The organism is Aminobacter niigataensis, from assembly GCF_946995915.1.
In the GTDB taxonomy this organism is placed as follows: domain Bacteria; phylum Pseudomonadota; class Alphaproteobacteria; order Rhizobiales; family Rhizobiaceae; genus Aminobacter; species Aminobacter niigataensis.
In genome coordinates, this window is record NZ_OX341517.1 from 3,961,501 (window position 1) to 3,981,163 (window position 19,663).

Here is a 19,663-nt window from a genome sequence, read left to right on the forward strand (position 1 = left end):
AGGACCACCAATTATGACCTAAATTATGGTCATAAGGATTGTGCCCATGAACGTTTCCGTCGCCGAGGCCAAAGCCAAGTTCTCCGAACTCATCAAGCGGGCTGAAGCCGGCGAGGAGATTGTCGTCACGCGCCACGGCAAGGCCGTGGCGCGCGTCATGCCGCCGGAGCCAGAACAGGAATTGCTTCCACGGATAGGTGCGCTCAAGGGCAAGATCTGGATCGCTGATGATTTTGACGCACCGCTTGATGATTTCAAGGACTACATGAAGTGACCGGCGAGGCCTTTCTCGCCGACACGCATATCATCCTGTGGTCGATCAACGACGACCCACGACTGAGGCCAGCACACCGGAAGATTCTCGCCTCTTCGGCGATTGTCTATGCCAGCGCGGCGAGCGTCTGGGAGATTGCGATCAAGCAGAACATCGGAAAGTTGGACGCGCCGACCAATCTCGATGTCCTCCTTCCTAGAATGCAGTTTACGCCGCTTGCCATCACCATCGAGCACGCACAGCGCGTGGCCGGATTGCCTCGCCATCACGGCGACCCGTTCGACCGGCTGCTGATCGCGCAAGCGCAGACCGAGAACCTGTCGATCCTCACGGCCGATCCATTATTCTCGCATTACGACGTCGCACTCGCCTGAAGCCCCAGCCGCTCGACCTCCTCGCCGCGGAACTGCAGATCGTAGTCGAGGAAGAACTCGTCGAGTTGCGGCGGAGCGACCGAAGTGCCCGACAACATCGCATGCACCTGGCCACGATGGTGGATCTGGTGGATGTAGAGATGCGCGAGCAGATCGCCGATGCGCTCGGGGATCTGCCCTGCCTCGCCGCGGTCGGAAAGCACCGGCCTGTCGAGATCGGCCTCCGTCAGCCGGTCGCAACAGCCGATCAGCCGGCGGTCGAACTCCGCCTGAGCTCCTGCCAACGCCACCGCGTCGTCGAAATCGACAAAACGGTCGAACACCCTTCGCCCCTCACCGCCCTCTTCGATCATGTCGAGATAATAGATATCGACTGACAGGATATGGTTGAGCGTCTCCTTGAGGGACGGAAAGAAACTGGTCCGCAGAGCCTCGAATTCGCCCGGCATCAAGGCCTGCACGGCGCGGTAGATGCGGTCGTTCGACCACAGATTGTTCCGCGCCATGCAGCGAAAGTGGCTCGTCAAGTCCACGGCGGCCTCAGGCCGGCTCGAAGCGGCCGACCTGGCGTTCGATCGCGCCGAAGATGGAGTGGCCGGACTTGTCCTTCATTTCGACGCGCAGCGTGTCGCCGAGCGAAACCGACAACGTCTCGACCGCGCCCCTGACAATGGCACCGGTGCCCAGCGGCCTGGTCGCCGCCGCATCGACAATCAGCTTGGGAAAGCTGGTCCAGCCGACCGAGGCAATGCTTCGCGTGCCTGCCAGCAGCGGCAGATGCACCGCACCGTCCCAGGCATCGCCAAGTTCGTCCGGCGTCACCGCAACAGGCGACAGCGCCGACGTTCCGCTCTGCCCGGCATCAAGGTCCGTATCGGCCGAAAGCACGACAAGGGCAATGGCGTCCTTGGCGCTGTCTGCTGTCGCCGCCATCGCAACGTCCGCGACGATCACCGCGACGGCCGCCTCGATCTTGGCGTCGCGCGTCTTGCCGGCGAGTTCGATCGGATCGCGCGGGCCAACAAAGGCATCGCCGCCGCCCAGGCGCTGGTAGGCGCGCGGCAGGGGCGAATGGGCGTCATGCTCATGGAAGCGCGACGAAGGCACCGAGCCTATTTCCAGCGAATCGGCCAATGCTGTGAGATGCGGGAAAATCCGGCGCCAGTCGTCCAGCGCCGCTTGCAAATTCGGCGCCAGGAAGGAGGCATCGGTGTATCGCGTCAGGTCGCGCGAGACGATGACCAGTTTCCCGTCACGCGAACCGTTCTTCAGCGTCGCCAGTTTCATGCAGGTCCTCCCGATTGCGGGCGTCATCGCCCTCGACCACCACAACAAGCCCGTCGCGGCCGATCGTCAAGGGACCATTCCATGTTTTCCTGACAGCCTCGATCCAGTCGGCTTCGCCGATCTCGGTATCATCGGCTGGAATGAGGTGGTTGAGCACCAGCCGTCCAACCCCGGCCCTGGCAGCAATGGTGCCCGCCTCTCCGGCCAGGCTATGGCTTGCCATCAGGTGCTGCCTCAGGCGGACGCCATTGCCGGTACGCGCCACCAGCCGTTCGACGCCCTCCTCCAGCATTGCTTCGTGGAGCAGTATTGCGGCGCCGCGGGCAAAATCGGCGAGCGGTGGAAAAAAGGCCGTGTCGGCGGAAAATACGATGCTCTTGCCCGCATGCTCGAAGCGAAGGGCGAAACACTCGGTCACTGGCGGATGGTCAACACGCAGGGCGGTGACGCCAAGTGCACCGTCGCGCAGCACATCCCCTTCGCCGAACTCAACAACCTCGACCATCCTGCGCAGGTCGGGACGGCCCTCATCGTCGATCCGGGTTTCGATGTCGAATTCAAGCGCTTGCACGAAACTTTGCCAGTATCGATTCAACCCGATGGGGCCAAACAGCCGGACCGGTGTCGCGAGTCCGGCCGTCCACGCGGTATGGATCAACGCTCCCAGTTCAAGCACATGGTCGGAATGAAGATGGGTGATGAAGATGAGATCGAGCGCTTTCAGGCTCAGGCCCGCGTCGGTCAGGCCGCGCGTCACGCCGAGCCCGCAGTCGACGACGATGGTGCGGCCGCCGAGTTCGAGAAGTGTGGAAGTCGGCCAGGGCCCGCCGGGCCGGATCGCCGGACCGCCCTTGGTGCCGAGCAGAACGAGACGATCGCTCATGCGCTTCTGCCCCGCGCCGAGCCTGTCGCTCCGATATCCTGATTCATGCCACACCTCGCTGCAGGCGCCCAAGCTAAAGCGCCGTCAAGGTTCGTGGCAAGGCGAAAGCGTCAGTCGACGCGGCGCGGATACTGGGCGCGCGGCGGAATCCAGTGGTGAACCAATGCCAGCACCAGGAGGCTGACGCAGCCGAGCAGAATGACAACGAAGAGCGTGCCGCCCTGATAGGGCGAAGCGGTTGCCACGAGCGGGATCGCGCCCGCCGGCGGATGCGTTACGCGGAACATCAGCATCAGCGCGATCGAAACGCCGACAGCGACCGCCGACACTTCCCACAGCCCCGGGAAAGTCATGGCCGCGGCCACGCCGATCAAGGTTGCGATGAAATAGCCGGCGAAAATATTGATCGGCTGTGCCAGTGGGCTCGCTGGCTGGCCAAACAGGAGAACCGCAGTCGCGCCCAACGGTGCAATCAGCATCGGCAAGCCAGTGACCGATGCTAAACCACCCACGGTCGCCATACCCACGACCGCCCCCGACCCCGACTTGAGGTGCGAAAGGAATTGCCCTTGCGGTTCGTGCCGGGCGGTAAGCGTGCGAATATGGCGGCGCATCGTCGGTTCCAGGCGAACGGTCTGCTCCAATAGCAAATCGCCTATTCGCTTGGCAACGCCGGTTTGTTCGAAAAATTCACCTTATAGTGAAAAAACTTTCCTGTGGCTCACCAATCCATGACCACCTTGCCGGAATTTCCGCTGCGCATGGCATCGAACCCGGCCTGGTAGTCGTCGATGCCGATGCGGTGGGTGATGAGACCCGTCACGTCGAGCGGCCCCTGCACCAGCGCGATCATCTTGTACCAGGTCTCGAACATCTCGCGACCATAGATGCCCTTGAGGTGCAGCATCTTGAAGATGACCTTGTTCCAATCGATCTCGAAGCCGGTCGGCGCGATGCCGAGGATGGCGATCTTGCCGCCATTGTTCATCGTGTCGATCATGTCGCGGAAGGCGACCGCCGAGCCTGACATCTCAAGCCCGATATCGAACCCTTCGGTCATGCCCTCGTCGCGCATCACGTCGCGCAGCTTTTCCCGGGAGGCATCGACCACATGATGGACGCCCAGCTTTTTCGCCAGCGCCAGGCGGACAGGGTTGATGTCGGTGATGACGACCTTTCTCGCGCCGACGCACTGCGCCACCAACGCCCCCATGATGCCGATCGGTCCGGCGCCGGTTACCAGCACATCCTCGCCGACCAGGTCGAAGGACAGGGCCGTATGCACGGCGTTGCCGAGCGGGTCGAAGATCGCGGCGATCTCGTCGGACACGTCGTCGGGGATCGGCACGACATTATGCTGGGGAATGGCGACATATTCAGCGAAGGAGCCCGGGCGATTGACGCCGACGCCCAGCGTGTTGCGGCAGAGATGCCCTCGCCCGGCGCGGCAATTGCGGCAATGGCCGCAAACGATATGGCCTTCGCCCGAGACCCGCTGGCCGACCTTGTAGTCCTTCACGCCGGCGCCGAAATCGGCAACCGTGCCGACGAACTCGTGTCCTGTGACCATCGGCACCGGCACGGTCTTCTGTGCCCACTGGTCCCAATTGTAGATGTGGACGTCAGTGCCGCAGATCGCCGACTTCCTGACCTTGATCAGCACGTCGTTGGGACCGACCTCGGGCACCGGCACCTCTTCCATCCAGATGCCGGGTTCGGCCTTGGCCTTCACCAGAGCGCGCATCATGTTCGACATTGTCTTCTCCTGCGAATCCCTTGATCCAGAATCGCTTTTGGCGCCGCTGGTAGCTTACGAAACGACGCCCAACTCTCGTCCGACTTCGCCGAAAGCGGCCACCGCCCGGTCAATGTCGGCAGCCGAATGTGCCGCCGACATCTGGGTGCGGATGCGCGCCTGCCCCTTGGGCACGACCGGGAATGAGAAACCGATGACGTAGATGCCGCGCTTGAGCATCCGCGCCGCCATCTCCTGGGCGAGGGCGGCGTCGCCCAGCATGACAGGAATGATGGGATGGTCGGCACCGGCAATCGTGAAGCCAAGCTTGCCCATGCCCGAACGGAAACGCTCGGCATTGGCATAGAGCTTTTCGCGCAAGGCGCCGCCTGAGGCGATCATGTCGAGCACCTTGATCGACGCTCCCGCGATCGAGGGCGCAAGCGTGTTGGAAAACAAGTAGGGGCGCGACCGCTGGCGTAGCCAGTCGACAACTTCGCGCTTGGCCGATGTGTAGCCACCCGAGGCGCCGCCCAGAGCCTTGCCGAGCGTACCGGTGATGATGTCGACCCTGCCCTCGACGCCGCAGTGCTCCGGCGTGCCGCGGCCGTGCTTGCCGACAAAGCCGACGGCATGGCTGTCGTCGACCATCACCATCGCCCCGTATTTTTCAGCCAGGTCGCAGACGCCGCCGAGATTGGCAATGATGCCGTCCATCGAGAACACGCCGTCAGTAGCGATCAGCTTGAAGCGGCTGCCTTCGGCCTTCTTCAGTTCCTCTTCGAGCGCTGCCATGTCGTTGTTGGCGTAGCGGAAGCGCTTGGCCTTGGAGAGGCGCACGCCGTCGATGATCGAGGCGTGGTTGAGGGCATCGGAAATGATGGCGTCGTCCTCGGAAAGCAATGTTTCGAACAGGCCGGCATTGGCGTCGAAACAGGAGGAATAGAGGATCGTGTCCTCCATGCCGAGGAACGCCGACAGCTTCGCCTCCAGTTGCTTGTGCTCTTCCTGGGTGCCGCAGATGAAGCGCACCGAGGCCATGCCATAACCGTAGCGGTCGAGTGCCTTCTTGGCGGCGTCGCGCAACTCATGGCTATCGGCGAGGCCGAGATAGTTGTTGGCGCAGAAGTTCAGCACCTTTTCGCCGCCGACCTCGATCTCGGCACTCTGCGTGGAGGTGATGACGCGCTCGGACTTGTAGAGCCCTGCCGACTTCAGCCCCTCCAGTTCGGAGGAAAGATGGGACAAAAACGCGTTGCTCATGGCCAGCTTGCCGCCTCGAATTGGAGTGCATCTGGGCAAGTGTCGCGCCTGGCAAGGTGAAAATCCATCACAAAAGCGACGGCGGGACGAATGGACGCCATCCGCCCCGCCACCCCAGTCACATCAGCTCAACGGCGCGCCGATGATGTCGATGCCGTTGCGGGCGCAAGCCTCGGTCAGCATGGCAATGACTTCGGGCGTCGGCGCTTCCTGCGGTGGGATCTCCGCCCTGGGGGCTGGAATGCTGACTTCGCGCACCATGCGCTCGAAGTCGCCGCCTGTGGTGATGGTCAGGCAGCGGGCGCCCTCGGCGGATTCGACGCGATAGCTGTGCGGAATGCCCTTCGGCGCCAGCAGGGTCTGGCCGGCGCGGCCGTAGAGATCCTTGCCACCGACGTTGAAACGCACCACGCCCTCGAGGATGTGGAAGACCTCGTCCTCGTTGTGGTGAATATGGAGCGGCGGCGACGATCCGTATGGCATCAGGTGTTCGATGACGCTGATGGTGTCGGCTCCCGCCTGACCCGAAACCCGGATGGTTGCAAGCGTGCCGTTGAACCACAGCAGTTCGCCGTCATTCTCGGTCTTTGCATGAATGGTCACTGTGTTTTCCTTTCGAACAAGCGCGGCGCCGGGCCGCGGTGGCCTTGATCTAAGGGGCGAGCGTATCCGTTCGAATTCAGCAAAACCGAAAGCTGTATCTGCAACCTGAAACATTTCGCACCTAATATGAACCAGGATGCAGAGACAAGTCTGTCAGGAATACGACGCGCGCACGCGCCGCTTCCTTGACCGCAGCGGGGCGTCGGCCACGCTATCCTTGGCCGCACATCAAGCCTGCGCCTTGGGGACAGCATGACCGACGCGACGATTTCGAGCATTCGCATCTTCCGGCAATGGCAGCCGTTTCGCGACGGCACCTATCGCTGCTCGGGCGGGCGCAGTGCGGAAGGCTTCGATTCGACCATCGTCGAGATCACCAGTCGCGACGGCACCACCGGATACGGAGAAATGGCGCCGCTGGGCAGCTTCTACGACCCGGCATTTGCCGCCGGCGCGCGCGAAGCGATGCGGGAACTGGCACCGCAAATGCTGGGCTGCGACGCATCGGGTATCGAGGCCCTGAACCGACGCATGGACCTGCTGCTCAAGGGCCATCCCTATGCGAAGTCGGCGCTCGACATGGCGCTGTGGGACCTAACCGGCAAACGCTCAGGGCTGTCTGTAGCCGCGATGAGCGGCGGCGCGGAGGGATCGACGCTGGCGCTTTATCGCTCCATCGCCCAACAGGCCCCCGACGCGATGGCCATGCGAGCGGAGAAATACATAGCCGAAGGCTACCGCCGCCTGCAGGTCAAGGTCGGGCTTGACGTCAACGAGGATATTGCCCGGCTCGAGGCGGTACGGGCAAGCGTTCCGGCCGACACCGTTCTGTTTTGCGATGCAAATGCAAGCTGGGGTACGGCAGAGACACGCCGCTTCCTGTTGGCGACGCGCAATCTCCACTACACACTGGAGCAACCTTGCGCGAGCTACGAGGAGAACCTCGCCATCCGCCGCGCCACCGACCGGCCTCTTGTGCTCGACGAAACCATCGACGGTGTTGACGTGCTGGTCCGCGCCATATCCGACGGGCTGGTCGACGGGATCACCATCAAGCTGGCGCGTGTCGGCGGCCTGAGCAAGGCAAGACTGTTGCGCGACATCGCGATTGCCAAAAATCTCAAGGTCACCATCGAGGATACGGGCGGCGCCCAGATCGACACGGCCGCCTATTCCGGCCTGCTATTGTCGACACCGGAGCATCTCAGACAACACACCGTCGACTTCCACAACTGGGTGACGGTGTCGAACGCACGCGGCGATTTTGCCATCGCCGATGGCATGATGCGCCTGCCCGGCGGCCCAGGGCTTGGCCTCGACGTCGATGCTCACGCCTTTGGCGAGCCAATCTTCAGCTGCTCTACCTGAGGGGATGGCTGGACGGACACGCCCCCGCACCCGTCCAGCCCAGCATCGGCGCTATGGTAGCGGGGCGCCGACGACCTCGATGGAACTGTTCACGCGATTGTCCGGGAAAGATTCTCTCGAAACGGAAGGAGCCGGACGGCTCATCTGGCGAACCATCTGCTCAAACTCCCCACCCTGGGTGACGATGAGACAGGTCGCGCCATCGGCGGACAGTATCTGAAAATCGTGAGGAATCCCCTTCGGCGCCATGACGGTCTGCCCGACATGGGCGAGGAAAACCGTGTCGCCAATCTGGAAACGCATCATGCCTTCGAGAATATGGATGAGTTCGTCGCCGCTCAAGGTCACCTGCAGCGGCGACGAGCCGCCTGCGGGCATGCGGCATTCGATGATGCTGATCTGGTCGTTTTCGACGCTTGCGGCTGTGCGGATCGTCATGAGGTTGTCGCCGAACCACAGGATCTGGCCGGCATTCTCGAACTTGGTCTGGGCGTTCATCGACAATATCCCCTCTGCCCGTCCGGCGAAAAACTGCCGGACGCCCTTGGGGATTATCGACGCCATGTATCCGCCTGACGTCGAGAAACAGGCGGTGTGTTTCAAAGTCATGAAACAATTCGCGCTATAGGCGAACTGTAATCGCACCAGCTAAACTACAAAGCGAACCATGGACGCACCGTAGCGACTTGTGCCTGCCAACAAGAAAACGGCCGCATGGCGTGTCCATGCGGCCGTTGCGACCTTCAGCGTGTCAATCGAAGGCCTAGAAGAAAGCCTGCAGACCTGTCTGGGCGCGGCCCAAAATCAGCGCATGCACGTCATGAGTGCCTTCGTAGGTGTTCACGGTCTCGAGGTTCTGCGCGTGGCGCATGACGTGGTAACCGATCTGGATGCCGTTGCCGCCATGCATGTCGCGGGCCTGGCGGGCGATGTCGAGCGCCTTGCCGCAGTTGTTGCGCTTGACGAGGCTGATCATCTCGGGCGCGAACTTGTGCTCGTCCATCAGGCGGCCGACGCGCAACGAGCCCTGGAGCCCGAGCGCGATCTCGGTCTGCATGTCGGCCAGCTTCTTCTGGTAGAGCTGCATGCCGGCGAGCGGCTTGTTGAACTGCTTGCGGTCGAGGCCGTACTGGCGGGCACGGTGCCAGCAATCCTCGGCGGCGCCCATGACGCCCCAGGAAATGCCGTAACGGGCGCGGTTGAGGCAACCGAACGGACCCTTGAGGCCCGAAACGTTCGGCAGCAGCGCATCTTCGCCGACTTCCACGCCTTCCATGACGATCTCGCCGGTGATCGAGGCGCGCAGCGACAGCTTGCCGCCGATCTTCGGCGCGGACAGGCCCTTCATGCCCTTTTCGAGCACGAAACCGCGGATCTGGTTGTCGTGGGCCGCCGACTTGGCCCAGACGACGAAGACGTCGGCGATCGGCGCGTTGGAGATCCACATCTTCGAGCCGCTGATCTTGTAGCCATTCGCGGTCTTTTCAGCGCGGGTCTTCATGCCGCCGGGATCGGAACCTGCATCCGGCTCGGTCAGGCCGAAGCAGCCGATCCACTCGCCCGAGGCAAGCTTGGGGAGGTACTTCTTGCGCTGCTCCTCGGAGCCATAGGCATATATCGGGTACATCACCAGCGACGACTGCACCGACATCATCGATCGGTAGCCCGAATCGACGCGTTCGACTTCGCGGGCGACCAGGCCGTAGGTGACGTAGCCGGCGCCCAGGCCGCCATACTCCTCGGGAACGGTGATGCCGAGCAGGCCGGCCTCGCCCATCTCGCGGAAGATCGCCGGATCGGTCTTCTCGTCGAGATAGGCTTCCTCGATGCGCGGCGCGAGCTTGTCGGCAGCAAAAGCGGCCGCGCCGTCGCGTACCATGCGCTCGTCTTCGGACAGCTGGTCTTCGATCAGGAAAGGGTCGGCCCAGACAAAGCTGCCGCCGCCGGCCGGTGTGGATGCGCTCATTGTTCCTCCGGAGAATGGTGATTTTCCGTCATTCTAGACCGCTTCAGCACTTTTCGCTAACAAGTAATCTCGTAAGGTTTATGCGTAAATTCGATCAACTCAAGACCAGGCCCGACGATGCGCCGCAACTATGTCCCCACGATTGCAGAGCTCGAGGCCTTCCGCGCCTGCGCCGGCCTCGGCACGACAATTCGCGCCGCCGATCACCTCGGCCTGACCCAGAGCTCGGTCAGCCGCTCGATCGGCCAGCTCGAGGACCGGCTGGGCGTGGCGTTGTTCCACCGCGTCCGGCAGCGGCTGGCGCTTTCCGATGCCGGCCGCCGCTTCGCTCGCGATGCCGAGGCGATCCTCGACAGCCTGCATGAGGCGGCGGTGCGTACCATGGCCTTCGGCGGCCAGTCGGACGTGCTGAGCATCGCGGTGCTGCCGACATTGGCCGACCGCTGGCTGATCCCAAGACTCGCGGGCTTCCACGCCGCCCATCCGCACGTCGCCATCGACCTTGCGGTGCGGCTGGAGACCGTCGACCTAGAAACAGAAACTTTCGACGCCGCGATCCAGCGCGGTCCGGCAGAGCCGGGACAACCGGGCATCGTCCGCCTGTTCGACGAGGAGCTTGTGGTGGTGGCTTCACCGGCTTTGCTGGACGGGCGCGCCGCCCTCGATGATGCCGAGCTTGCCGCGCTGCCGCTGCTGCAGCAGTCGACCCGGCCGACCCTGTGGCTGCGATGGTTCCAGGCCGCTGGCATCGATCCACGCACCACTTTGCGCGGCCACCGTTTCGAACAATTCTCCATGGTGGTCGAGGCGGCGGTCGCCGGGCTCGGCGTGGCCCTGGTGCCGGAAGTGTTGGCAGAGCGCGAACTCACCGCCGGCAGACTGGTACTGGCCTCACCCAACCGCATTGCCGGCGAAGTGCCTTACCGGCTCGCCTTCCGGCCCGGCAGCGAGGACCGGCCCGGCTTGCGCGAATTCGTCCGCTGGTTGGCGGCCGAAGCGGCGGACCAGCCGGTCAGATCCTGAGTCCAAACCTGATGCCGTCATAGATGGCGGCGTGGATGTTGCGCGCCTGCACGGCATCGCCGATGCGCAGCAGCAGGAAACGGCCATCCGGGTTCTTGGCCGGAAAGATGTCGCCGCCATGGATCAGGCGCTCGTAGTCGATGACGCCGCCATTTTTCGACAGCGGCTTGAGCTCGAGATAGAGCTCGTCGAGCGGCAACGTGCCATGCTCAACGACCACCTGATCGACACGGCGCTCCTCGTGCCAACCCTTGGCGTAGTCGGAAGAAAGGGTAGCAACCAACTGATTCCCTTCGCGCCTGACCGACTTCAGCCGCGTGTTGATGGTGATTTTCACGCCGGAGCGATGAAACGCCTCCATGTAGGGCACGTGGTTCATGCCGCCGATCTCAGGGGCAAAGAAGCGCTCCGGCGTCAGCAGTTCGAGCTTGCTACCTGCCTTGCCGATCAGTTCGGCAGCCGTCATGCCCTGATGGCCGCCATTGTCGTCATAGAGCAGCACGTTCTCTGCCGGCTTGACGCTGCCGGCGATGATGTCCCAGCTCGACGTGACCAGATCGTCGCCTGCACCGAGCGGCGGGCTCTGCGGCAGGCCGCCGGTGGCAATCACCACGGCATCCGGGTCGAGCGCCAGCACGTCGTCCACACCCGCCCAGATGTCGTAGCGGATCTCTACGCCGAGCCGCTCCAGCTCGGCCAGCCGCCAGTCGACGATGCCGATCAGCTCGCGCCTCCGCGGATTCTGCGCCGCAAGCCGCACCTGGCCGCCGGCCTGGCTCGATGCCTCCAGCACGGTCACCTTGTGGCCGCGCTCGGCCAGCACGCGCGCAGCCTCGAGGCCGGCAGCACCGGCACCGACCACGGCGACACTGCGCAGCGGGCCGTCGGTGCGGGAAATGACATGGGGGATCGTCGCCTCGCGGCCGGTGGCGGCATTGTGGATGCAGAGCGCGCCGCCGCCCTCGTAGATGCGGTCGAGGCAGTAGGTAGCGCCGACGCAGGGGCGAATGCGGTGCTCCTCGCCTGCCATCACCCTCCTGGTGATGTGCGGCTCGGCGATGTGGGCGCGCGTCATGCCGACCATGTCGAGCTTGCCGCTGGCGATGGCATGGCGGGCCGTGGCGACATCGGAGATGCGCGCGGCATGGAAGACCGGGAATTTGGTCGCCACCCTGACCTCGCCGGCGAAATCGAGATGCGGCGACGACGGCATGCCGTGCAGCGGGATGACGCCGGTCAGTGCTGCGTCCGTGTCGATATGACCGCGGATGATGTTGAGGAAGTCGAATTTTCCCGACGACGCCAGGCGTCGCGCGATCTCGATGCCCTCCTCCTTCGACAGGCCCTTGTCGAAGTCCTCGTCGGCGACCATGCGGATGCCGACGACGAAATCGGGACCGACAGCAGCGCGCACGGCATCGATCACCCGCCAAGTGAAGCGCAGCCGGTTGTCGAGCGAGCCACCATAGTCGTCGTCGCGGTGGTTGGTCGCCGGAGACCAGAAGCCGTCCATCAAATGGCCGTAGGCCTCGAACTCGATGCCATCGAGCCCGGCCGCCTGCATGCGCTGGGCGGCCGAGGCATAGTCGGCGACGATACGCTCGATGTCCCAGTCTTCGATGGTCTTGGGGAAGGTGCGGTGGGCGGCTTCGCGCACCGGGGAAGCGCTGAGCACCGGCAGCCAGTCGGCCTTGTTCCAGTTGGTGCGGCGGCCAAGGTGGGTGATCTGGATCATCACCTTGCAGTCGTGCTCGTGACAGTCGTCGACGAGTTCGCGCAGCCAAGGCACGATCGCGTCGTCATAGGCGTGGAGATTGCCGAATGCGGCCGGGCTGTCGCGCGAGACGATGGCCGAGCCCGCCGTCATGGTCAGCGCCATGCCGCCCTTGGCCTTCTCGGCATGGTAGAGCCGGTAGCGCTCCTTGGGCATGCCGTCTTCGGAGTATGCCGGTTCGTGGCTCGTCGACATGACGCGGTTCTTCAGCGTCAGGTGCTTGAGCCGGTATGGCTGGAGAAGCGGGTCGTTGCTGGTCATTGCCTTCCTGCATTATCCGGCGCTAATACACGCCACTCGAAAACCGATGCGGGCGCGGCAAACGCGACTTTTCGCGGACAATCGCGCCGATGCAATGAGCCAAGTCCAGCCCAAGAGCCGCCCAATGACCATCACCGACACCCTCACCCAGCTCGGCACCAAGGTCGAAACGCCGACCTCGCCGGAAACCGCAGTGCTCGAAACCGTGCCCTACACCCGCGTCGAAGGCCCGCCGGCCATCGTGCGCTTCACCTGCCCGGAATTCACTTCGCTCTGCCCGGTGACCGGCCAGCCCGACTTCGCGCACATCGTCATCGATTATGCGCCGGACAAGATGTTGGTCGAATCCAAATCGCTGAAGCTGTTTATGGTGTCGTTCCGCAATCACGGCGCCTTCCACGAGGATTGCACGGTCATGATCGGCCGCCGCGTCGTCGAAGCGACAAAGCCGCTGTGGCTGCGCATCGCCGGCTACTGGTATCCGCGCGGCGGCATCCCGATCGACGTGTTCTGGCAGACCGGCACGCCGCCGGAGGGATCGTGGCTGCCCGAAACGGGTGTTGCGCCCTATCGCGGCCGCGGCTGAGCCGCCCTGCCCCCGTTCGTGTCTGCTCATGGCGCCACGGGGTCATCTTGCACCACAACCTTGGCGATCCGGCCCTGCGCATCGAAGCGAACAATTTCCTCGCCGGAGCGGCTGAGGCGTGCGCCGGCGACGCCATGCGTCGCCTCCAGCCGCCAGCGCGACCATGCCGAGCTTGGCGACACGGCGGAGACCTTCTCGTCCACCGATTTCTGGTCACCATAGACGGCGAAATAGCTGCGAAAGGCCGCCATGATCGCATCGCGTCCAATGATGGCGCCGACGCCGTCCGAGACATATTCGGCATCGGACGCGAAGCAGGCCTCGATGGCGGCAAAGTCGAGGGCGTCGATCGCGGCATGGTAATGCGTCAGCGCCGCAACCGGCTCGAATGGCTGATCGCGCGAGGAACCGTCGACCATCAATACCACGCGTCTTCCATCGACGTCTTCTTGCGCGTCATGAAGTCCTGCAGCGCCTCGTCGATGCCGGGGTCGAGCGGCGGCGCCTCGTATTCGGCGAGCATCGTCTTCCAGCGCTTGTTGGCGCGGGTGGCAGCGTCGACCGAGCCTGCCGCCTGCCACTTCTCATAAGGCTCGTTGTCGGCGATGGCCGAATCCCAGAAGGCCGTCTCGTAATTGGCCATGGTGTGGGCGCAGCCAAAGAAGTGGCTGCCGGGGCCGACCTCGCGGAAGGCGTCGAGCGCCAACTGGTTGTCGTCGATCTTGACGCCGTCGAGATAGGTGTGCAGCGCGCCGCAGAAATCGGCGTCCATGACGAACTTCTCGTAGGACATCGACAATAGCCCGTCGAGGAAGCCGGCGGAATGCAAGATGAAGTTGGCGCCGCAGTGCACGGCGGCCAGCATCGACATGGTGCCTTCGTTCATGGCGTGCGCGTCCGGCAGCTTCGATGTGGTGAAGTTGCCGGAACAGCGCAGCGGCAGGTTGAGCCGGCGGGCCAGCTGCCCGATGACCATCGAGCCGATGGCCGGCTCGGGCGTGCCGAAAGTCGGCGAGCCCGAGCGCAGCGACATGGACGACAGGAAATTGCCGAAAATGACCGGCGCACCCGGCCGTTCGAGCTGGGTCAGGGCGCAGCCAGCCATGGTCTCGGCCAGCGACTGGGCGATCGCGCCGGCGTTGGTCACCGGCCCCATGGCGCCGCCGAGGATGAAGGGCACCACGACCGCCGCCTGGTTGGCGCGGGCATAGGCACGCAGGGCGGTGGTCATGGTCGCGTCCCAGACCAGCGGCGAATTGACGTTGACGTTGCCGAGGATAACGCAGTTCCGGTCAGTGAATTCCTCGCCGAAGACGATACGCGCCATGTCGATGGAATCTTCCGCGCGGGCTTCCGAGGTCACCGAGCCCATGAAGCCGCGGTCGGAATAGCGGATATGGCTGTAGACCATGTCGAGATGGCGCTTGTTGACCGGCACGTCGACCGGCTCGCAGATCGTGCCGCCGGAATGATGGAGCCAGGGCGAGGACTGCGCCAGCTTCACGAAGTTGCGGAAGTCCTCGATAGTGCCGTAGCGGCGGCCCTTGTCGAGGTCCATGACGAAGGGCGAGCCGTAGGCCGGCGAAAACACCACGCTCTTGCCACCAATCTCGACCGAACGCTCGGGATTGCGGGCATGCTGGGTGAAGGTCGCGGGCGCCGTCTTGAGCACTTCGCGCAACAGGCCGGGCTCGAACTTGACCAACACGCCCTCGACCTTGGCCCCTGCCCGTTTCCAGTGATCGAGCGCTACCGGATCGTCTCGAAACTCGATGCCGATCTCGGCGAGGATGCGGTCGGCCGTCTCCTCGATGCGGACCAGGTTTTCTTCCGACAGGATGTCGTAGGTCGGGATGTTCCTGACGATATAGGGTCGGCCATGCGCTTCGGGCCCGTGCGAACGCTGTTCGCGACGCGCGTTGCGACCGCCGCGCTCACGGCGTTTGCCAGGCTCTGCCTGGGTTTCGGGGGCAACGACGTTCATACAGGGCTCCTGAACATTCCAGCATGAAGCTAGCCCTTGGCAGCGCGGCTGTGACGCTTGAAAATCCTGATTGTTTGCATAAACATGGCTTATGCAAAGCCTGCGCCATCTGCTGCCATCCGCCGGCAGCCTGATCGTCTTCGAAGCGGCAGGACGGCTGGCGAGCTTCACCGCCGCCGGCCGCGAGCTCGGCATGACCCAGGCCGCCGTTTCCTATGCGATCCGCGGACTGGAGGATCAGTTCGGCGCCAAGCTGTTCCAGCGCCGCCACCGCCAGGTGCTTTTGACCGAGGCCGGCGAACGGTTCCATGCCGACGTCACGCTCGGCCTGTCGCATATCCGCAAGTCGGCTGAGGAGCTCAGGGCGCGCGCCGGCGGCATGCATGTGACGCTTTCCGCCTCCACCGCCTTTGCCTCGTTCTGGATGATGCCGAGGCTGCAGAAATTCCGCGACGACCTGCCCGGCATCGACCTGCGCATCCAGACCGCCGATCGCGACCTTGATCTCGTCGCCGAGGGCATTCCCTTGGGCATCCGCGGCGGCGACGCTACCGACTGGCCGGACTATGAGCTGCTGCAGATCGCCGACGAGGAGGTCTACCCGGTCGCCGGTCCGGCCTATCTCTCACGCGCCGGCACGCCAACGACACCGGCGGAGATGACCCTGCATCACCTGATCCATCTCGAAGAACCCTATCGCCCGGCCGCGACCTGGAACGAGTGGTTCCAGTCGGCCGGTCTGAATGGCGCCGTTGCCAAGCGCGGGCTGGTCATCAACGACTATGTGCTCGTCATCCAGGCTGTCATGGAAGGCCAGGGCATCGCGCTCGGCTGGCGCCATCTCACCGACCGGCTGATCGCGGCGGGGCTGCTGGTCCGGCTTTCCGACCACGTGATGACGACCGGCAAGGGTTTTCACGTTGCTTGGCCGAAGAACCGTCCGCTCAGCGAGAGCGCGGAGAAGGTGCGCGACTGGTTGGCCGCTCAGGCTTAAGGCTGGCTTCTTTTATTGACAGGTGTTTCCGCCAACTATGCAACTCGGCCTGTCCGTGCCGAACCGAATCCAGCTATGATACCAAGATGCCCATTCGCCAGCTTTCCGAAACGATGATCAACCAGATCGCCGCCGGCGAGGTCGTCGAGCGACCTGCCAGCGTGGTCAAGGAACTGGTCGAGAACGCGCTCGACGCGGGTGCCTCGCGCATCGAGGTCGCCACTGCAGGCGGCGGGCTCAACCTGATCCGCGTCGTCGACGACGGCTCGGGCATGCCGGAGGAGGAACTGGCACTGGCGATTTCGCGCCACTGCACATCAAAGCTCGGCGACGACATCCTCGACATCCGCTCTCTCGGCTTCCGGGGCGAAGCGCTGCCTTCGATCGGCTCAGTATCGAAACTCGCGATCCGCTCGCGCACGCGCCAAGCCGACAGCGGCGCCGAGATTGCGGTCGAGGGCGGGCGCGTCTCGTCCGTGCGGCCGGCACCGACCAACCGGGGCACATCGGTCGAGGTGCGCGACCTGTTTTTCGCCACCCCCGCCCGGCTCAAATTTATGAAGACCGAGCGCGCCGAGGCGACGGCCATCGCCGACGTCATCAAGCGCATCGCCATCGCCTTCCCGGCCGTGCGCTTCACCCTGTCCGGCACCGACCGTTCGACGCTGGAGCTGTCCGCGACATCGGACGACGTCGAAGGCAGGCTCGTCCGCATCGCCCAGGTGATGGGCACCGACTTCCCCGACAATTCGATCGTCATCGATGCCGCGCGGGAGAGCGTTCGACTGGAAGGCCATGTCTCGATCCCGTCCTACACCCGCGGCAACGCGCTGCAGCAGTATGCCTATGTCAACGGCCGGCCGGTGCGCGACAAGCTGATCGCCTCGGCGATACGCGGCGCCTATGCCGATGTCCTGCCGCGCGACCGCCATGCGGTGACGGTGCTGTTCCTGTCGCTCGACCCGGCCTTTGTCGACGTCAACGTACATCCGGCCAAGGCCGACGTGCGCTTCCGCGATCCGGGGCTAGTGCGCGGCCTGATCGTCGGCGCGATCCGCCAGGCGCTGGCCGGCGCGGGCATCCGACCAGCAACAACACGCACGCAGGCGATGATGGGGGCCTTCCGGCCGGGAACCACCAGCTACGGCCACCCCGGCCCGGCCAACGGCCATCGCGCCTACAATCCCGACTTCAGAGCGGCAACCTCGGCAGGCTACGAGCCGCAACGCTCGCCGTTCCGGCCACTCGATGCGGGCTTCGCCGAGGCGGCACAGGCGAGCTTCGACACGGGTCCGCTGCACAGCGCCGATGCCCGCGCCGGGCTGACCGAAGTGGCGGAGGTGCTGTTGCAGACCGAACTGGGCGCCGCCCGGGCACAGGTTCACGAAAACTACATCGTCGCGCAAACGCGGGATTCTCTTGTCATCGTAGACCAGCACGCGGCTCACGAGCGGCTGGTCTATGAGGCGCTTAAGAACGCCCTGCATTCGCGCCCGGTGCCGGCACAGATGCTTTTGATGCCGGAGATCGTCGACCTGCCGGAAGAAGACGCCGAACGGCTGGCGCTGCATGCGGAAACGCTGGCCCGCTTCGGCCTCGGTATCGAGCGCTTCGGTCCGGGCGCGGTCGCCGTGCGCGAGACGCCGGCCATGCTTGGCGAGACCGACGTCACCCAACTGGTGCGCGACCTCGCTGACGAAATCGCCGACAGCGACACGTCGGATACGCTCAAGGAGCGGCTCGACGCCATTGCCGCGACCATGGCCTGCCATGGCTCCGTGCGATCCGGACGGCGGTTGCGGCCTGAGGAGATGAACGCGCTGCTGCGCCAGATGGAAGCGACGCCGGGTTCCGGCACCTGCAACCACGGCCGGCCGACCTATATCGAACTCAAGCTCGCGGACATCGAAAAGCTGTTCGGCCGGCGCTGACGCATTTCGCCGCCCACCGCCCAAAGGCGGCAGCTTGACCTCGGGCATTTGGTAGCCTTAAAAGCCGAGCAAGGAAGTTGAGCAAAAAGCGATGATGAACCGTTTCGAAGGCCCCGGCGCACGCGAAGCCCGCATCCGCTATCTCGACGGCGATTTCCAGGTGACCAGCCCCGGTTCCTTCGTGCGCTGTGCGGTGACGTCCGACTCGATCCCGCTCGACGAGCTTAAATACTGGAGCGTCGCCCGCCAGGAGCCCTATCGCGACGCAGCGGTCTCGCTGGCACGCGAGATCGATATGAACCCGGATCTGCGCAAGCGCCGCTAACGGCCTTTAGCCAGCAATCTTCCGCCGGCGCCAGGCATCGAGCGTTTCGTCGACGATGCGCTCGGCCGAATGTTCGATGTCGAACACCGCATCGATCTCCAGCACGTTGAGGCGCTCGAGGAATTCCGGCGATGCCGCGCCGTGGCGCAGGCGCGCCGCATCCTTGGACGTCGTCAGCAGTTCCAGTTCGCCGGCGTCGGCCGCTGCCACCAGATCGTCCAGTTCGTCCGGAAGATAGAAATGATGGTCGGCGAAGGCGTGCGCCAGAACCACGGTCCCGCCGGCCTTGCCAACCGTGTCGAAGAACTTTTCGGGATGGCCGATGCCGGCAAAGGCCAGGAAGCGCCGCCCTGCGAAGGCCTTCTTGCCGCGCGGCCGGGCCGTCGCCGAAAACACCGGTTTTCCGGCCCGCGCTGCCTGGCGCACGACGGAATCGGCCCTTTCGCCCTCGCCCATCTTGAGGATGGCATCGGCAAACCGGAGCTGGTCGATCAGCCGGGCGCGCATCGGACCGCCTGGAATGACGTGGCCGTTGCCCAGGCCGAAACGCGCATCGACCACGATCAGCGCATAGTCGATATGGATGCGCGCGCTCTGAAAGCCGTCGTCCATGATCAGGAAATTGCAGCCCCGCTCGATGAGCAGGCGTGCGCCGGCCGCCCGGTTGGCGGAGACGGCAACCAGCGCGTGCTCGGCGAGCAACAGCGGCTCGTCGCCAACATGCTTGGCACTGTCATGGCGGGTGTCGACGACATGCGGCTCGGCGAAGCTGCCGCCATGGCCACGCGACAGGAAGCCGGGCACCAGTTGCATGCGCTTGGCCTGTTTGGCGAGCGCGATCGCAATCGGCGTCTTGCCGGTACCGCCGACGGTGAAGTTGCCGACGCAAAGCACGGGAGCGTCCATCTTCTCCCGGCGGGCCGATTTCATGCGCCGGCCGGCAACGAAGGCATAGAGCGACGACACCGGGTAAAGCGCGTAGGCGCGCCAATCCGGTTTTTCCCACCAGAAAGGAGGCGCTTCGCTGGCCAG

21 protein-coding genes are annotated in these 19,663 nt (G+C 64.2%); 8 read left to right on the forward strand and 13 right to left on the reverse strand.

The annotated features are described in order from the left end of the window. Window positions 1-46: 46 nt before the first annotated feature. Both O1Y97_RS19310 and O1Y97_RS19315 read left to right on the forward strand, forming a co-directional pair. Window positions 47-274: a type II toxin-antitoxin system Phd/YefM family antitoxin gene (locus O1Y97_RS19310; protein ID WP_108608597.1), complete on the forward strand. Its 228-nt coding sequence runs from the start codon at window positions 47-49 to the stop codon at window positions 272-274. Next, window positions 271-648, forward strand: coding sequence for a type II toxin-antitoxin system VapC family toxin (locus O1Y97_RS19315; protein ID WP_318762056.1), 378 nt, complete (start codon window positions 271-273; stop codon window positions 646-648). Before O1Y97_RS19310 ends, O1Y97_RS19315 begins: the two co-directional genes overlap by 4 nt. On the opposite strand, the gene O1Y97_RS19320 is transcribed toward O1Y97_RS19315, so the two are convergent. The 7 genes from O1Y97_RS19320 to O1Y97_RS19350 all read right to left on the reverse strand — a co-directional run bounded on the left by O1Y97_RS19320 (window position 627) and on the right by O1Y97_RS19350 (window position 6,419). Next, window positions 627-1,181: a DinB family protein gene (locus O1Y97_RS19320; RefSeq protein ID WP_318762057.1), complete on the reverse strand. Its 555-nt coding sequence runs from the start codon at window positions 1,179-1,181 to the stop codon at window positions 627-629. The genes O1Y97_RS19315 and O1Y97_RS19320 overlap by 22 nt on opposite strands. 7 nt (window positions 1,182-1,188) lie before the next feature. Beyond that, on the reverse strand, window positions 1,189-1,935 hold the full coding sequence (locus O1Y97_RS19325; RefSeq protein WP_318762058.1) for a fumarylacetoacetate hydrolase family protein: 747 nt from the start codon (window positions 1,933-1,935) through the stop codon (window positions 1,189-1,191). Next, window positions 1,901-2,818 carry an MBL fold metallo-hydrolase gene (locus tag O1Y97_RS19330; RefSeq protein WP_318762059.1) on the reverse strand — a complete coding sequence of 306 codons (918 nt, stop codon included), beginning with the start codon at window positions 2,816-2,818 and terminating at the stop codon, window positions 1,901-1,903. Before O1Y97_RS19330 ends, O1Y97_RS19325 begins: the two co-directional genes overlap by 35 nt. 110 nt (window positions 2,819-2,928) lie before the next feature. Then, window positions 2,929-3,462 (reverse strand): HPP family protein, encoded by a 534-nt coding sequence (locus tag O1Y97_RS19335; RefSeq protein WP_318762060.1) that lies wholly within the window; start codon window positions 3,460-3,462, stop codon window positions 2,929-2,931. Window positions 3,463-3,539: 77 nt separating this feature from the next. Then, on the reverse strand, window positions 3,540-4,574 hold the full coding sequence (gene tdh / locus O1Y97_RS19340; RefSeq protein WP_183262060.1) for an L-threonine 3-dehydrogenase: 1,035 nt from the start codon (window positions 4,572-4,574) through the stop codon (window positions 3,540-3,542). 54 nt (window positions 4,575-4,628) lie between these two features. Next, window positions 4,629-5,816 (reverse strand): glycine C-acetyltransferase, encoded by a 1,188-nt coding sequence (locus tag O1Y97_RS19345; protein WP_318762061.1) that lies wholly within the window; start codon window positions 5,814-5,816, stop codon window positions 4,629-4,631. A gap of 123 nt (window positions 5,817-5,939) precedes the next feature. Next, the gene (locus tag O1Y97_RS19350; protein WP_318762062.1) at window positions 5,940-6,419 is read right to left on the reverse strand and encodes a cupin domain-containing protein; all 480 of its coding nucleotides are present in this window, start codon (window positions 6,417-6,419) and stop codon (window positions 5,940-5,942) included. Window positions 6,420-6,671: 252 nt separating this feature from the next. Here O1Y97_RS19350 and O1Y97_RS19355 point away from each other — a divergent pair, with 252 nt between their 5' ends. Then, window positions 6,672-7,787, forward strand: a complete 1,116-nt coding sequence (locus O1Y97_RS19355; protein WP_318762063.1) for a mandelate racemase/muconate lactonizing enzyme family protein — start codon at window positions 6,672-6,674, stop codon at window positions 7,785-7,787. Window positions 7,788-7,838: 51 nt separating this feature from the next. Here O1Y97_RS19355 and O1Y97_RS19360 read toward each other — a convergent pair whose 3' ends face one another. Both O1Y97_RS19360 and O1Y97_RS19365 read right to left on the reverse strand, forming a co-directional pair. Then, window positions 7,839-8,351, reverse strand: coding sequence for a cupin domain-containing protein (locus O1Y97_RS19360; protein ID WP_318762064.1), 513 nt, complete (start codon window positions 8,349-8,351; stop codon window positions 7,839-7,841). Window positions 8,352-8,550: 199 nt separating this feature from the next. Next, on the reverse strand, window positions 8,551-9,753 hold the full coding sequence (locus O1Y97_RS19365; protein WP_183262069.1) for an acyl-CoA dehydrogenase: 1,203 nt from the start codon (window positions 9,751-9,753) through the stop codon (window positions 8,551-8,553). Between the two features lie 117 nt (window positions 9,754-9,870). Here O1Y97_RS19365 and O1Y97_RS19370 point away from each other — a divergent pair, with 117 nt between their 5' ends. Then, window positions 9,871-10,776: a LysR family transcriptional regulator gene (locus tag O1Y97_RS19370; RefSeq protein WP_318762065.1), complete on the forward strand. Its 906-nt coding sequence runs from the start codon at window positions 9,871-9,873 to the stop codon at window positions 10,774-10,776. Here the strand turns inward: O1Y97_RS19370 and O1Y97_RS19375 are convergent. After that, window positions 10,766-12,811, reverse strand: a complete 2,046-nt coding sequence (locus O1Y97_RS19375) for an NADH:flavin oxidoreductase (RefSeq protein ID WP_318762066.1) — start codon at window positions 12,809-12,811, stop codon at window positions 10,766-10,768. The genes O1Y97_RS19370 and O1Y97_RS19375 overlap by 11 nt on opposite strands. A gap of 124 nt (window positions 12,812-12,935) precedes the next feature. Here O1Y97_RS19375 and queF point away from each other — a divergent pair, with 124 nt between their 5' ends. Continuing rightward, window positions 12,936-13,397, forward strand: coding sequence for a preQ(1) synthase (queF, locus tag O1Y97_RS19380; protein ID WP_108608610.1), 462 nt, complete (start codon window positions 12,936-12,938; stop codon window positions 13,395-13,397). A gap of 26 nt (window positions 13,398-13,423) precedes the next feature. On the opposite strand, the gene O1Y97_RS19385 is transcribed toward queF, so the two are convergent. Continuing rightward, the gene (locus O1Y97_RS19385; RefSeq protein ID WP_318764246.1) at window positions 13,424-13,816 is read right to left on the reverse strand and encodes a nuclear transport factor 2 family protein; all 393 of its coding nucleotides are present in this window, start codon (window positions 13,814-13,816) and stop codon (window positions 13,424-13,426) included. Continuing rightward, on the reverse strand, window positions 13,816-15,381 hold the full coding sequence (locus O1Y97_RS19390) for a trimethylamine methyltransferase family protein (protein ID WP_318762067.1): 1,566 nt from the start codon (window positions 15,379-15,381) through the stop codon (window positions 13,816-13,818). Before O1Y97_RS19390 ends, O1Y97_RS19385 begins: the two co-directional genes overlap by 1 nt. A gap of 91 nt (window positions 15,382-15,472) precedes the next feature. On the opposite strand from O1Y97_RS19390, the gene O1Y97_RS19395 reads away from it, so the two are divergent. The 3 genes from O1Y97_RS19395 (at window position 15,473) to O1Y97_RS19405 (ending at window position 18,631) form a co-directional block, all read left to right on the forward strand. Next, the gene (locus tag O1Y97_RS19395; protein ID WP_318762068.1) at window positions 15,473-16,375 is read left to right on the forward strand and encodes a LysR substrate-binding domain-containing protein; all 903 of its coding nucleotides are present in this window, start codon (window positions 15,473-15,475) and stop codon (window positions 16,373-16,375) included. 86 nt (window positions 16,376-16,461) lie between these two features. Continuing rightward, entirely contained in the window at window positions 16,462-18,306 is a 1,845-nt protein-coding gene (mutL, locus tag O1Y97_RS19400; protein ID WP_318762069.1) for a DNA mismatch repair endonuclease MutL, read from the forward strand. Between the two features lie 91 nt (window positions 18,307-18,397). After that, window positions 18,398-18,631 carry a DUF2093 domain-containing protein gene (locus O1Y97_RS19405; RefSeq protein ID WP_108608616.1) on the forward strand — a complete coding sequence of 78 codons (234 nt, stop codon included), beginning with the start codon at window positions 18,398-18,400 and terminating at the stop codon, window positions 18,629-18,631. A 6-nt stretch (window positions 18,632-18,637) separates the two neighbouring features. Here O1Y97_RS19405 and lpxK read toward each other — a convergent pair whose 3' ends face one another. Continuing rightward, entirely contained in the window at window positions 18,638-19,663 is a 1,026-nt protein-coding gene (lpxK, locus tag O1Y97_RS19410) for a tetraacyldisaccharide 4'-kinase (RefSeq protein WP_108608617.1), read from the reverse strand.